At 50.1% G+C, this 13,383-nt stretch carries 12 protein-coding genes; 7 read left to right on the forward strand and 5 right to left on the reverse strand.

Going from position 1 to position 13,383, the window contains the following annotated elements; genetic code table 11:
- Window positions 1-8: 8 nt before the first annotated feature.
- The 4 genes from nrdR to ACTHRY_RS02000 all read right to left on the reverse strand — a co-directional run bounded on the left by nrdR (window position 9) and on the right by ACTHRY_RS02000 (window position 4,938).
- A complete protein-coding gene (gene nrdR / locus ACTHRY_RS01985; protein WP_003748978.1) occupies window positions 9-461 on the reverse strand; it encodes a transcriptional regulator NrdR in 453 nt (150 codons plus the stop codon).
- A 200-nt stretch (window positions 462-661) separates the two neighbouring features.
- A complete protein-coding gene (locus ACTHRY_RS01990; protein ID WP_036492810.1) occupies window positions 662-1,504 on the reverse strand; it encodes a class II glutamine amidotransferase in 843 nt (280 codons plus the stop codon).
- Between the two features lie 135 nt (window positions 1,505-1,639).
- Window positions 1,640-2,476 carry a PHP domain-containing protein gene (locus tag ACTHRY_RS01995; RefSeq protein ID WP_049322607.1) on the reverse strand — a complete coding sequence of 279 codons (837 nt, stop codon included), beginning with the start codon at window positions 2,474-2,476 and terminating at the stop codon, window positions 1,640-1,642.
- Window positions 2,477-2,541: 65 nt separating this feature from the next.
- On the reverse strand, window positions 2,542-4,938 hold the full coding sequence (locus ACTHRY_RS02000; protein WP_049322606.1) for a penicillin-binding protein 1A: 2,397 nt from the start codon (window positions 4,936-4,938) through the stop codon (window positions 2,542-2,544).
- A gap of 153 nt (window positions 4,939-5,091) precedes the next feature.
- Between ACTHRY_RS02000 and pilM the strand changes: the two genes are divergently transcribed.
- The 7 genes from pilM to aroB all read left to right on the forward strand — a co-directional run bounded on the left by pilM (window position 5,092) and on the right by aroB (window position 11,938).
- The gene (gene pilM, locus ACTHRY_RS02005; RefSeq protein ID WP_049322605.1) at window positions 5,092-6,183 is read left to right on the forward strand and encodes a type IV pilus biogenesis protein PilM; all 1,092 of its coding nucleotides are present in this window, start codon (window positions 5,092-5,094) and stop codon (window positions 6,181-6,183) included.
- 4 nt (window positions 6,184-6,187) lie between these two features.
- Window positions 6,188-6,811 carry a PilN domain-containing protein gene (locus tag ACTHRY_RS02010; RefSeq protein WP_049322604.1) on the forward strand — a complete coding sequence of 208 codons (624 nt, stop codon included), beginning with the start codon at window positions 6,188-6,190 and terminating at the stop codon, window positions 6,809-6,811.
- Window positions 6,811-7,482 (forward strand): type 4a pilus biogenesis protein PilO, encoded by a 672-nt coding sequence (locus tag ACTHRY_RS02015; protein ID WP_049322603.1) that lies wholly within the window; start codon window positions 6,811-6,813, stop codon window positions 7,480-7,482. The genes ACTHRY_RS02010 and ACTHRY_RS02015 overlap by 1 nt, the downstream gene beginning before the upstream one ends.
- Before the next feature lie 15 nt (window positions 7,483-7,497).
- The gene (locus ACTHRY_RS02020) at window positions 7,498-8,040 is read left to right on the forward strand and encodes a pilus assembly protein PilP (RefSeq protein WP_003684527.1); all 543 of its coding nucleotides are present in this window, start codon (window positions 7,498-7,500) and stop codon (window positions 8,038-8,040) included.
- 20 nt (window positions 8,041-8,060) lie between these two features.
- The gene (pilQ, locus tag ACTHRY_RS02025; RefSeq protein ID WP_049322601.1) at window positions 8,061-10,193 is read left to right on the forward strand and encodes a type IV pilus secretin PilQ; all 2,133 of its coding nucleotides are present in this window, start codon (window positions 8,061-8,063) and stop codon (window positions 10,191-10,193) included.
- Window positions 10,194-10,324: 131 nt separating this feature from the next.
- A complete protein-coding gene (locus tag ACTHRY_RS02030) occupies window positions 10,325-10,837 on the forward strand; it encodes a shikimate kinase (RefSeq protein WP_049322600.1) in 513 nt (170 codons plus the stop codon).
- Between the two features lie 21 nt (window positions 10,838-10,858).
- Window positions 10,859-11,938, forward strand: a complete 1,080-nt coding sequence (gene aroB / locus ACTHRY_RS02035; protein ID WP_049322599.1) for a 3-dehydroquinate synthase — start codon at window positions 10,859-10,861, stop codon at window positions 11,936-11,938.
- A gap of 126 nt (window positions 11,939-12,064) precedes the next feature.
- On the opposite strand, the gene ACTHRY_RS02040 is transcribed toward aroB, so the two are convergent.
- Window positions 12,065-13,378 (reverse strand): ATP-binding protein, encoded by a 1,314-nt coding sequence (locus tag ACTHRY_RS02040; protein ID WP_049322598.1) that lies wholly within the window; start codon window positions 13,376-13,378, stop codon window positions 12,065-12,067.
- Window positions 13,379-13,383 lie beyond the last annotated feature (5 nt).

Raw genomic sequence — 13,383 nt, forward strand, 5'->3', positions numbered from 1 at the left:
AGACGGCCTTATTTGGCTTTGCATTCGGCGATGACTTGGGTGAATTCGGAAACGTCTTTAAAGCTTTTATAGACGGACGCGAAGCGGACATAGGCAACTTGGTCGATTTTTGCCAGCTCCTCCATCGCCATTTCGCCGACGATGCGCGAAGCGACTTCTTTTTTGCCCAAACGGTAGAGGCGCTGCTCGATCAGGGCAACGGTTTCGTCGATTTGTTCTTGCGTGACAGGGCGTTTGTGCAGCGCGCGCTCAAGGCTGGTCTGCAGTTTGTGCGGATTGAAGGGAACCCGTGTGCCGTTGGATTTGATGACTTGCGGCATCCGCATTTCAACGGTTTCAAAAGTGCTGAAGCGTTGTCCGCATTCCAAGCATTTGCGGCGGCGACGGATGCTGTTGGTGTCTTCCAGCCATCGCGAGTCGGTTACTTGAGTGTTGGGGTGTTGGCAAAACGGGCACTTCATCGGGTTTCCTTGTCATACGCTCGGCAAGGTCGCTAAGCAATTGAATTTATTGTTTGTGAACTATTATTGTAGCGGATTGCGTTATTTTCGTATAGTAAAGGCTTTTGCGTAGAATTTAGGTATAAAAAGGCCGTCTGAAAGGGCAACTTTGGCGAAGTCGGGCTTTTCAGACGGCCTTGTGTTTTTCAGTCAATCAAACGTCAAACCGATACGCCGACGGCACGGGCGATTTCCAAACCTTCTTCCGCGCTCATGTAAACCGGATTGTCGGGGCGGTCGCTGAGGACAATGTCGCCGTCTTGAAACATCACTAATTCATTGACTGCCAATTGCGACCAGGTTTCATCTCGTGTCAGGGGCAGGGTGGCGATGACGGAAACTTTATCGTTCGGGGTGGTCACCTCTGAAAAATCGACCATGACATCATCGTCCAGCAAACGTGCTTTGCCAAACGGGGCTTTGCGCACGATGTAGTGAAGCAAAGTACTGGCATGGGCAAACAGGCAGTCGCCGTTGGACATCACGAAATTAAACAAGCCGTAGCGGCGGATTTCATGGGTTAGGCCGGCAATGGCGTCAAACAAAACTTCAGGTTCGGGCTTGGTGGCAAAGCGGCTGCGCAGGCGGTTGAGAATAAAGCAGAACGCGCGTTCGGAATCGGTTGAGCCGACGGCATGGTAGTACTCGCCCTGCTCGGGGAAAAAATCAATCAAATGGCCGTTGTGGGCAAACAGCCAATATTCGCCCCACATCTCGCGCATGAAGGGATGAGTGTTCGCCAATGAGGTCTGGCCTTGTGAGGCCTTGCGGATATGGGCGATAACGTTTTCAGATTTGATTTGGTAGGCGCGTACCAAGTCGGCAACGGGAGAGTTGGCGCTGGGTTTGTCGTCGTGAAACAAGCGCACGCCTTTGCCTTCAAAAAAACCGATACCGAAGCCGTCGGCATGGTGGTCGGTAATGCCGCCACGACGGCGGAAGCCTTCAAAAGAAAACATGATGTCTGTGGGCGTGTTGCAATTCATGCCGAGCAGTTGGCACATGGCGTTAACCTTTATTTTTGGGGTATTTATAGGGTTATTATGGTGTATCGGGCAGGCAGTTTCAATATGTAGAGTGTGATATGTTTATAACTGTCTCATACTTGGCGGGCCGTCTGAAAAATTGCTGTCAAAAATTCAGACGGCCTTAAAGTGTTTCCAGACAGGACGGCATTGTTCGGGTAAGTCGGGGCAGGCGCCGAGTATGCCGCCGCTGAAGTCGTTGGGGCGGTGGAAGTCACTGCCTGCGCTGGCGAGAAAGTCGAAACGGTCGGCAAGCAGGGCATAGTTGAGGCGGTCGTTTTTACAGCAGTTACCGCTGTGCACTTCAATTCCTGCGCCGCCGAGATTTTTAAACTCTTGAAACAGGTTTCGTTTGGCGGTGGCGGATAATTCATAGCGCATCGGGTGGGCGATAATGGCCATGCCGCCCGCGCCTGTAATCGCGGCTACGCAGTCTTCCAATGTGGCCCATTCATGTCTGACGGAACAGGAGCTGCCGTCGCCCAGATATTTGGTAAATGCCTGCTGTTTGTTTTTGACATGGCCTTCGCGGATGAGGAATTCGGCAATGTGGGTGCGGCTGGCCATTTCTTTGTTGGCAGCCAATGCGAGTGCGCCTTCATACGCGCCTGTTATGCCTTTTTTCTCCAGCTTGGCCGCGATGGCTTCCAATCGTTTCAGACGGCCTTTGCGGACTTCTGCAAGCAGGTTTTGCAGGGCTTCGTTGTGTTCGTCAAAGTCCAAGCCGACAACGTGGATGGTGCGGCCGCGCCAAGTGACGGATATTTCCACGCCGTTGACGAAGGGGAGGCCGAGGGTATCGGCTTCGGCACGTGCTTCGGCAAGTCCGCCGGTATGGTCGTGGTCGGTTAGGGCGAGCAGGGTGCAACCGTTTTGACGGGCGAGTCGGACAACTTCGGTTGGAGACAACATGCCGTCTGAAACGGTTGAATGGCAGTGTAAATCAATCATGGTTTTGCTTTGAATTTTCTCAAAAAAGGCCGTCTGAACGTTTCAGACGGCCTTGCTTTAGAACATTAGAACAGAGAGTCCAGTTGTTGTTTGTTATTGTTGCCGGTATTGCTTGGCAGAACTGGGGTTTCGTCTAATTCTTCACGGGCTGGCGCAGTGTTGCTCTCGGCACGGCGGCGGTTTTCATTCGGAACCGCGCGACGGGCAGATTGAGCGGGATGCGGAGCAACGCCGCTGTTGTCCAAGGCCAGGTCGGAGCTAGTGGTCATGCGTTCGCGCATATACACTTCGCCACCGTTCGAAACCACGCCCTCAGGAGCTTTCATCGGTTTGACGCTGGTACCTTTCAGGGCGAAGCGCATATATTCTACCCAAACCGGTACGGCGATTGTACCACCATAGCCTGCACGACCCATGCTGCGCGGTTTGTCAAAGCCGATATAGACGGCAGTCACAACGCTAGGGTTGAAGCCGACAAACCATGCGTCTTTGTTGTCGTTGGTGGTACCGGTTTTACCGGCGATGTCGGCGCGGCCGAGTGCGGCTGCACCGCGTGCGGTACCGACACGGACAACGTCTTGCATGATTTTGTACATGATGTAGGCGTTGCGCGGGTCAATGGCCTGAGGTGCGTTCTCACCGGCTACCAAAGGTTGCATTTGCGCTCTCAGACGGCCTTGGCTGTCGTAGATTTTGTCGATGACGTGGGCAGATACTTTGTAACCGCCGTTGGCAAAGACGCTGTAACCTTCTGCAATACGCAACGGCGTGGTTTCGCCTGTACCCAAAGCCATAGACAGGCTGGCAGGAATTTCAGACGGCTTGAAGCCGAAGCGTTGGATGTATTGTTGCGCGTAACCGATACCGATAGACATTAGGATGCGGATGGACACCATGTTTTTCGAAGCGGTCAAAGCCTGGCGCAGCGTGATGTAACCGGAATAGCGGCCGTCTGAATTTTTCGGGTTCCACACTTTGCCATTTGCACCTTTGCCCGGCAGGGAAATCGGCGCATCGTTAATCATGGTGGAAGCAGTCATGCCTTTTGCCAAAGCGGCGGAATAAACGAACGGTTTGAACGTAGAGCCGGGTTGGCGCATGGCTTGAGTTGCGCGGTTGAAGGTTTTGCTGTGGTAGTCGTAGCCGCCGACCAATGCGCGGACTGCGCCCGTTTTCGCATCTAAAGACACCAATGCGCCTTGTAGCAAAGGCTCTTGAACAACGGTAAAGGTATCGCCGCTGCCTTTAACGCGAATGACGGAGCCGCGACGGATGCGGTCATCCCCCATTTTTTCGTTGTTGACGGCACGGGCGGCAAAGCCTAAAGCGTGGCTGTTCAGCGTCACTTTACGGCCGCTTGGCAACTGAATCTGTACACCTTTACGGGAGGCTTCCAATACAACTGCCGGAATCATTTTATCGACGGTGTAAAGCGTAGAAAGGTATTGGCTGACAGTTTCTTCTACGTTGTCGCTTTTGCTCAGGTCGATGTAGTTTTCTGCACCGCGGTAGCTGCTGCCGCGGTCGAAATTGCGCAGAACTTTACGCAGGGCTTCAGTGGCCACGCGCTGGTGTGCGGTGTCGACGGTGGTATATACCTTGAAGCCTTGAGTGTAGGCATCTTCGCCGTATTTCTCAAACAGCTCTTGACGCACCATTTCGGCAACGTACAGGGCGCTTTGATCGATGTTTTGTACAAAACGCTCGTAATGCAACTCTTCTTTCAAAGCCTGATCGCGTTGCTGCAGGGTAATCATGCCTTCTTCCAGCATATTGTTCAGAATATAAGCCTGACGCAGTTTGGCACGCTCAGGGTTCACAATCGGATTGTAGGCGGAAGGGGCTTTGGGCAAGCCAGCCAGCATGGCGGCTTCGGCCAATGTTAATTCGTTAACATTTTTATTGAAATAAATTTGAGCGGCAGATGCAAAACCATAAGCGCGTTGACCCAAATAGATTTGGTTGAAGTACAGCTCCAAAATCTTGTCTTTGCTTAAAGACTGCTCGATTTTGTAGGCCAACAGTGCTTCGTTGAATTTACGGGTGAACGAGCGCTCGCTGCTCAGGTAAAAGTTTTTAGCAACCTGTTGCGTAATCGTACTGGCACCGGATTGGACGCCGCCAGCCATGACGTTGCCGATCGCGGCGCGCGCCACACCCCAAACGTCCACGCCCCAGTGGTCATAGAAGCGTTTGTCTTCGGCGGCAATCACGGCATTTTTCAAAACTTTGGGAAAGTCCCCGATTTTGGTGAATTCACGCCGTTGCTCGCCGTAAACGCCAATCACTTGGCCGTCTGAAGAATAAATCGTCAGCGGCATTTTGGGTTTGTAGTGTTGTAAAGTGTCCAAAGACGGCAGCTTCGGATAGGTGACCAAAATTGCAATTGCAATCAGCCCCACGCCGAAAAGAGCCAGTCCTAATAAGAGACCCATGCAGGTCGTTATAATCTTTTTAATCATGACTAGGTAATAATTTTGCCATTAATGGCGATAAATAAAGTAAAATGGGAAACGATTTCTATCAGCCACAGTCAATACTGTGTAAAGAATAAGAAGTCCTTTACGGATAACGAAACAGTTACTCACTCCTAAATGATACAGGGAAGTCAAATCATGCGCTTATTTAAAAGCACGAAAGATACCAAAACAGGCAAGGCTTCTAGCGGATTGAACAACCGCTCTGCCATCGGCGTCGACATCAGCCAACATGCCATTAAGATGGTACAACTGACAGGCCGTAGTTTAAACCAAATTCAGCTGGAAAAATACGTTATTACCAAATTGCCTAAAAATATTGTCAAAGGCAACAAAATTCAAGACTACGATCAGCTTGCTACTTACATCCAACATACTTACACACAATTACGCAGTTCTTGCAAAAATATTGTTGCTGCTGTGCCACAAAATTTGGCGACAGTTGAGCAAATTATTTACAACCCGCGTGATACCGATTTGGACTTGGAAGAGTTTATCGAGGCGGAAGTCGGCCAATTTGCGCCTATTGAAGAAATGAACTACGACTTTCAAGCTGAAGAAGTCGGTTCAAGCCAGCATGTTTTAGCTGTTGCCGCCAAAAAAGACGATGTCGAGCCGCGCATTGAAATGTTTGAAAATGCCGGCCTGCCTTTGTCCGCTTTGGATTTGGACTCGCTGGCGCAACGCAATGCCTTCGTCTATTGGATGAATACGCATGCTCCCGAAATGGCAGAGGAAAAAGTTGCCGTGTTCGGCATTCATGCGACTCAAATGTATGCCCTGATTCTGCAAAACGGCCGTATTCTCTACAAGCAGGAAACGCCGGTCAGTACAGAGCAGCTCAATCAGCTGATTCAGCGTACTTATCAGGTAACGGAAGAAAAAGCCGCTCAAATGATGGCTTCCCAAAACAAGCCTTCCGACTACCAGTCTCAGATTGCCGACCGTTTTAATGTGCAGGTTGCACAAGAAGTTCAGCGTGTTCTGCAATTTTACTATACCACGCAGGCCACTGATTCTTTTCACAATATCAAACACATCCTGCTGACCGGCTTTACCGCGCAGCAGGCAGGTTTGGCAGAAAGCATTTTCTCGCAAACCAATACGCCAACAGAATATCTGCATCCGATTTCATATGTGGAACGCAGTGCAAAAGTAGAATTGCCGCAGTTTCAAATTGATGCGCCGTCACTGACTTTGGCGTTCGGATTGGCATTAAGGGGACTTTGAGAACATGATCGAATTAACCAGAATCAACCTTCTTCCGTATCGGGAAGAGATTAAACAGCGCAAGCAGCAGCAATTCAAAATATTGATGCTTGGCGCTTTTGCCGTGGGTTTGGGCTTGGCGGCCGCAACTTATCTCGGTATTGACAACGCCATCAGTAATCAAGAAGGGCGCAACAACTTCCTGCAAACCGAAATCGACAGACTCGATAGGGAATTGGGCGAAATTGATAAACTTCAGCAAGAAAAAGAAGCCTTCTTGGCTAAAAAGCTGAAAGTGGAAGAATTGCAGGAAAAACGCTATCAAGCGGCCTATATCCTTGATTCTTTGAATACGCTTACGCCCGATAATACTTATTTGACCGCGTTGGAAGCCGAAAGCCCGACCAGCTATAAAATCAGCGGCCATGCCATCAGCGACAATAAAATCGCTGTTATGATGCGCTCCCTGCCAAGTACAGGTATTTTCTTGCAGCCTGAATTGTTGAGCATTAAAAAAGTAGATAACTACCAAGAATTTACTTTGAAATCTTCAATCAATCAGGTGAATACGCCGGCTCCCGCACCGACTGCTCAAAGCAGCGGTGAAGTGGCCGAACCTGTGGCCGAACCTGCTCCGGAGGCTCAATAATGGCATCTAAAAACCTGAAACAATTGGACGTACAAAACCTGTATCTGCTCAATATGCCTTCAAAACTTTTGCTGGCAGGTTTATTGATTGTCGGCATGTTGGCTTTGGGCTATGTCGGCGTCTTTAAAGATCAGATTGAAACCTTGAATACGCAGGAAGCCAAAGAAGATGAGCTGAAGGAAACCTTTACGCGTAAAAGCATTCAGGCGGCGAGCTTGAACAATTTGAAGGCTGAATTGGCTTCGATCCGTTCTGCATTCGACGTTTTGTTGAAACAATTGCCGACCGATGCGGAAATTCCGAACCTGATTCAAGAATTGCATCAGGCAGGCTCAACCAACGGATTGCGTTTGGATAGCGTTGCACCGCTCCAACCTGAAAACGATGGTCCGATTCAAAAACTGCCGTATCAGATTTCCATCACAGGCAAATACTCACAGATCAGCCAATTTACCCGTGATGTAGGCGATTTGTCGCGCATTATTACTTTAGATTCTTTGAAACTTGTGAACGCAGGCGAGGACAAAGAAGGCAAAGGCAATAAAGGCGAGTTGACATTGAGCGCGATTGCGACGACTTACAAAGCCCGTCCGGCCGAAGAGATTGCTGCTGAATTGGCTGCGCAACAGGAACAAGAAGAAGGCAAACCTGCCGAGAATGAGCAAAAATAAAAGAATAGGGAAATCATGAAAAAAATCATCTTACTCTTAAGTCTTCTTCCCTTGGCAGCCTGTACGCAAAGCTATGAAGATTTGACTCAATGGATGACGCAAACCCGTCAGGAAGCAAAATCCAAGATTATTCCGTTTGAAGAGCCGACGGTTACATTGCCTAAGCCGTATAGCCCGCCGAACTTTAAAGGCATGAATGCGTTTGATTCACGCCGTTTGGACACTGCGCCTAAAGGCGGCAATGCGCCGGATGTGAACCGTCCGAAAGAAACATTGGAAGCCTTCAGTTTGGAAAATATGGCCTTTGTCGGAACGCTGCAAAGCGGCGGCAAAGTTTCCGGATTTATCAAGGTTAACGACCATGTTTATACCGTTTATCCCGGAAACTACATCGGTCAGAATTACGGCAGAATCCAAAGTATTACCGAAGACAAAATTATCTTGACCGAGCAAGTTGAAGACAGCTACGGCAACTGGGTGTACCGGAAGGCCGAATTGCCATTGAGCAGTAAAGAGGCGGATTCTTCCAATAGCTCCGATAGTTCGAATTCAAATTAATTTAGGGGTCTCACTCGATTATGAAAACCAAGCACATGACAAAATTATTTGCCGGCTTCAGCGTTGCCCTCGCTGTTCAGACGGCCTTTGCAGGCAATATTACCGATATCAACGTTTCCACTTTGCCTGACAACCAAAAAATCATCAAAATCCGTTTCGACAAAGACGTCACTACACCTCATGGTTTTGTAACATCTACTCCGGCGCGTATCGCATTGGATTTTGCCAACACCAATATCCGTTTGCCTCAGCCTGTTTTGGAATATGCCGACCCATTGCTGCATCAAATTACTGCGGCACAAAACAATGACCGTGCACGCGTGGTTTTGGGTTTGAACAAAATCAGCCAATACAATACTGAGATTCGCGGCAACGAAGTTTGGGTATTTGTAAATGAATCTACTGATCAAACCAATGCTGCCATTGCCAATGAACGTGCGGCTACGCCGTCTACCGCGCGTGCTGCTCAGACTTATCAAGCCGTTTCAGCAGCCAATATCGATTTCCGCAAAGGCGCACGCAATTCCGGCATTATTGAATTGTCCGCCCCAGGTTTTAGCGGACAGCCGGACATTAAACAGCAGCGCGACCGCGTGGTTGTGACATTGAAAAACCATACGCTGCCGACACAAGCGCAACGCAGTTTGGATGTGGCTGACTTCAATACCCCTGTACAAAACGTTACGCTCAAACGTATCGGCAATTCTACCCAGCTCATTATCCGCAACAATAATGCGAATTGGGACATCAATACCAAAGCTTCTTCAGGCCGTTTTGTATTTGAAGTATCGCCTAAAGCCGCCAATACCGAATCCGGCGGCTTGAACCACAATGCGAACAAATCGTTCAAAGGCCGTAAAATTTCTTTGGATTTCCAAGATGTAGAAGTTCGTACCATCTTGCAGATTTTGGCGAAAGAATCCGGCGTGAATATTGTTGCCAGCGATACCGTCAAAGGCACCATGACTTTGTCCTTGAAAGATGTACCTTGGGATCAGGCTTTGGATTTGGTCATGCAGGCGCGCAATTTGGATATGCGCCGTCAAGGCAACATTATCAATATCGCCCCCCGCGATGAATTGTTGGCAAAAGACAAAGCCTTCTTGCAGGCTGAAAAAGAGATTGCCGAATTGGGTCCGCTGTATTCTCAAACCTTCCAGTTGAAATACAAAAACGTGGAAGAATTCCGCAAAATTTTGCGTTTGGAAGAATACGACAGCAATAATTCCAATACCCGCAACACTCTGTTGAGCAACCGAGGCAGCGCCTTAATCGATCCGGCCACCAATACGCTGATCGTAACCGACAACCGCGGCGTGATTGAGAAATTCCGCAAACTGATTGATGAATTGGACGTTCCGACCCGTCAAGTGATGGTTGAAGCGCGCATTGTCGAAGCAGAAGATACCTTCTTCCGCAATTTGGGCGTTAAATTCGGTTCCGGTGGTGCGAGCGGCCGTACGGCATGGGGCAGCAACTGGAGCAATGCGCAAGCCAACCATAACACCAATGCTTCGTTTAACCGTGGTGATGTCGGCTATCCTACTTGGTCTTTGGATCCGAACGTCAGCCTGCCGACCGCAGCCGCAGTCAACAGCATTGCGCTGGTGCGTGCATTCTCGTCCGGCGCATTGGGTTTGGAAATCAGCGCGTCTGAAGAACAAGGTAAGAGCAAAACCATTTCCAATCCACGCGTGCTGACACAAGACCGTAAAGAAGCCAAAATTGAATCCGGTACGGAAATCCCTTACCAAGAAGCTTCTTCCAGCGGTGCGACTTCGATTACCTTCAAGAAAGCCGTTTTGGGCTTGACCGTAACGCCGAACATTACGCCTGACGGTCAAATCATCATGACTGTGAAGATTAATCGCGATACCCCGATCGACTGTACCGTGGATTCTCTGACAACCAAGTGTATCAACACCAAACACTTGAATACCCAAGCCATGGTTGAAGATGGCGGTACGCTGATTGTCGGCGGTATTTACGAAGAAGAAAGCACCAACGCAGTGAACAAAGTCCCCGTTTTGGGCGATATTCCCGTTGTCGGCAATTTGTTCAAATCACGCGGCAAGCGTGAAAACCGCCGTGAGCTGTTGATTTTCATCACGCCGCGCATTATGGACAATGTGGGTAACAATCTGCGTTATTGATTTTAGAATGACAAACAGGCATATCTGCAAAGGTATGCCTGTTTTCGTTTTCAGACGGCCTTTTTATTTCAGGCCGTCTGAAAAACCACGAACTTTTCCACGAAACCGCCATATCGTATAAAATGACCCTCATGGAAAAAATCAACGGCAATTTAATTTTAATCGGGCTGATGGGCGCGGGCAAAACCACTTTGGGCAAGCAGCTTGCCCAAATGTTTGAATGCCCGTTTTACGACAGCGACTACGAAATCTGCACTTCTTCGGGCGTATCCATTCCGACCATTTTTGAGATGGAAGGGGAAGAAGGCTTCCGCAACCGCGAAACCAATATGCTGAAAAAGCTCGCTTCCCGGCGCAACATCGTTTTATCGACCGGTGGCGGCTCCGTGTTGCGCAGTGAAAACAGACAGATTCTGCGGCAAAACGGCACGGTTGTTTATCTGCATGCCAGCCCTGAAACCTTGCTGGAGCGTACCCGTTACGACAGCAACCGGCCGCTGTTGCAAGTTGCCGACCCTTTGGCCAAACTGCAAGAACTGTATGACCAGCGCGATACGCTGTACCGTCAAACCGCCCATTTCGTCATCGAGTCCGACAGCTGCCACAAAACGCTCAAACGGCTGATTGAAATATTGAGCGAATAACACGCTTTACAAAGGAACACCATGCGCACCCTGACTGTCCAAACCCCGTCCCATCAATACCCCATCTTTATCGGGCATAAACTGATTGAGCAGGCCGATACGCTGCTTCAGCCCTATTTAGGCAAAAAAGCGGCCATCATTACCAACGAAACCGTTGCGCCGCTTTATCTCAAGCAACTTCAGACGGCCTTAGACAGACTGGGCGTGCCGCATTTCAGCATTATCCTTCCCGACGGCGAAGAATATAAAAACTGGCAGACGCTCAACCTGATTTATGATGGCCTGATGCAAAACCGTGCCGAGCGCAAAACCACTTTAATCGCTTTGGGTGGCGGCGTGATAGGCGATATGGTCGGCTTTGCCGCGGCGACTTATCAGCGTGGCGCACCTTTTATCCAAGTGCCGACCACATTGCTCAGTCAGGTTGATTCCTCGGTCGGCGGTAAAACCGCCATCAACCATCCGCTCGGTAAAAACATGATTGGCGCGTTCTACCAGCCGCAAGCCGTTTTGGCCGATTTGACCGCCCTGCAAACGTTGCCGCAGCGCGAACTTTCCGCAGGCATGGCCGAAGTCATCAAATACGGAGCATTGGGCGATGCCGAATTTTTTGCCTGGTTGGAAGAAAATATGGCCGACCTGATGGCGCAACATCAAGAAAAAATGGCGGAAGCTGTTTACCATTGCTGCAAAATGAAGGCCGATATTGTTGCCCAAGACGAAACCGAGCAGAGCATCCGCGCATGGCTTAATCTCGGCCACACTTTCGGCCATGCCATCGAAGCCGAAATGGGCTACGGCGTATGGCTGCATGGTGAAGCCGTTGCCGCAGGTTGCGTCCTTGCTTCCCGTTTGTCGCAAATCTTGGGCAAAACCCGACAGGCCGATACCGACCGCATTTCCGCTTTAATGGAAGCCGCTTCCCTCCCGTCTGCGCCGCCCGTTTTCTCCTTTGAAAAATGGATTGAACACATGAGCCACGACAAAAAAGTCAGCAGCGGCATCATGCGTTTTGTCGGTTTGGAATACTTGGGCAAAGCCAATATCACCGAAATTACCGATATGGAAATCCTCCGCCAAACCTTGCAGCCATATTTGTGAGGAATGAAGTAGGTTTGCTTTAAAACCAAAGGCCGTCTGAAAGTCATTTTCAGACGGCCTTTGGTTTTAAAGCGTTTTGATTCATCGGCTTAAAGCTAGATAAACCAATTTGGGCGGGTCAATTATTTAAAGCGTCTTTTTATCCAACTCGGCAATAATCAATAAGCCGCTGTCAAAGCGTCGGCTGTCGGCCAGTTTCAGACGGCCTTGATGGCGTTTGACAATGGTGTCTGCAATGGACAGGCCAAGTCCGGTGCCTTGTTGTTCGGTGCCAAGAATACGGTAGAAAGGGTCGATAACGCGTTGGCGTTCACTTGGGGGAATGCCGGGACCGTCGTCTTCCACCCAGATGTTGAGGTATTCGGCGGTTTCGTCAAAGCCCAAATCAATGCGGCCGCCTTTGGGAGTATAGCGGATGGCGTTGTCGGTAAAGGTTTTGATGAGGGTGTAGATTTCGGTGTCGTCGGCGTGGATTTGGAAGTCGTTTTCAACGGCGACGCCGATGTCTTGACCTTTGGCCAGCGCCAGCGGCATGAGTTCCTGCAAGACGCGGCGGAACTGGTTTTGCAGGCTGATCAGGGTTTTGGGGCGTTGGGTTTCGGGCGCTTGGGCGCGTGCGAGGGAAAGGAGTTGCTCAAGCAGGTGGCGATTGCGCTGTATGCTTTGTTGCAACAGGGCGGACTGCTCGCGCGCTTCGGCAGACAGCTGCATATTGTTGAGCCGCTCTGCCTGAAGGGAAAGGGCGGTCATGGGGCTGCGCAATTCGTGTGCGGCATCGGCGATAAAGCGTTGCTGTTGGCGGACGTTTTCATCGGTACGTTGCAACAGGTTGTTAATGGCGACGACAAAGCCTTGGATTTCGCTGGGAATGTCTTGCGTGTCCATCGGCGAGAGGTCGTTGATTTGGCGCTGCTCCAAATCGTTGGACAGTGTTTTGACGGAACGCATGGTGCGGTGGGTAATCCAGACGGTGAGCAGGATAATCAGGGGTAGGGCGAGGAGCATGGGAAGGATGCTCTGCACGGCGGCCATTTCGGCCAGCTCTTCGCGGTAGTCGCTTTCCTGCATGACGGTAATTCGGCCTTGTTTGGTGGTGCGGGTGTAAACGCGGTAGTAATCGTCGTTGTCATCGGCCTGAATGGTGTGCAGGCCGTCTGAAATCTTCTCAGGCAGGCTGACAATGGGGTTGGGCGTATTGGGAAATTGAACGGAAATCTTGTTGTCGTTGTCGAGTGAGTGTTTCTCGTCATCGGCATCGCTCGGGTCGAGATAGTTCGCGACTTGGCGCAACAGGTCGTCTTGAACCTCTTGGGTCTCGTGATAAGTATCGTAATATGAAAATATGCCTGCAAGGATGGAGAGGGGCAGGAGCATGCAGATCAGGGCGAGGCTGATTCGGACTTGCAGGGATTGTTTGATGGTGTGGATAAGGCGTTGCATGGTTT

The organism is Neisseria sp. P0004.S004 (genome assembly GCF_051963335.1).
In the GTDB taxonomy this organism is placed as follows: domain Bacteria; phylum Pseudomonadota; class Gammaproteobacteria; order Burkholderiales; family Neisseriaceae; genus Neisseria.

Coding starts and splice junctions, on each gene's coding strand:
- ACTHRY_RS02000 (WP_049322606.1), bottom strand. CDS start 4,938: ATGATTAAAAAGATTATAACGACCTGCATGGGTCTCTTATTAGGACTG.
- aroB (WP_049322599.1), top strand. CDS start 10,859: ATGCGCACCCTGACTGTCCAAACCCCGTCCCATCAATACCCCATCTTT.
- pilQ (WP_049322601.1), top strand. CDS start 8,061: ATGAAAACCAAGCACATGACAAAATTATTTGCCGGCTTCAGCGTTGCC.
- ACTHRY_RS02040 (WP_049322598.1), bottom strand. CDS start 13,378: ATGCAACGCCTTATCCACACCATCAAACAATCCCTGCAAGTCCGAATC.
- ACTHRY_RS02020 (WP_003684527.1), top strand. CDS start 7,498: ATGAAAAAAATCATCTTACTCTTAAGTCTTCTTCCCTTGGCAGCCTGT.
- ACTHRY_RS01995 (WP_049322607.1), bottom strand. CDS start 2,476: ATGATTGATTTACACTGCCATTCAACCGTTTCAGACGGCATGTTGTCT.
- ACTHRY_RS02015 (WP_049322603.1), top strand. CDS start 6,811: ATGGCATCTAAAAACCTGAAACAATTGGACGTACAAAACCTGTATCTG.
- pilM (WP_049322605.1), top strand. CDS start 5,092: ATGCGCTTATTTAAAAGCACGAAAGATACCAAAACAGGCAAGGCTTCT.
- ACTHRY_RS02030 (WP_049322600.1), top strand. CDS start 10,325: ATGGAAAAAATCAACGGCAATTTAATTTTAATCGGGCTGATGGGCGCG.
- ACTHRY_RS01990 (WP_036492810.1), bottom strand. CDS start 1,504: ATGTGCCAACTGCTCGGCATGAATTGCAACACGCCCACAGACATCATG.
- ACTHRY_RS02010 (WP_049322604.1), top strand. CDS start 6,188: ATGATCGAATTAACCAGAATCAACCTTCTTCCGTATCGGGAAGAGATT.
- nrdR (WP_003748978.1), bottom strand. CDS start 461: ATGAAGTGCCCGTTTTGCCAACACCCCAACACTCAAGTAACCGACTCG.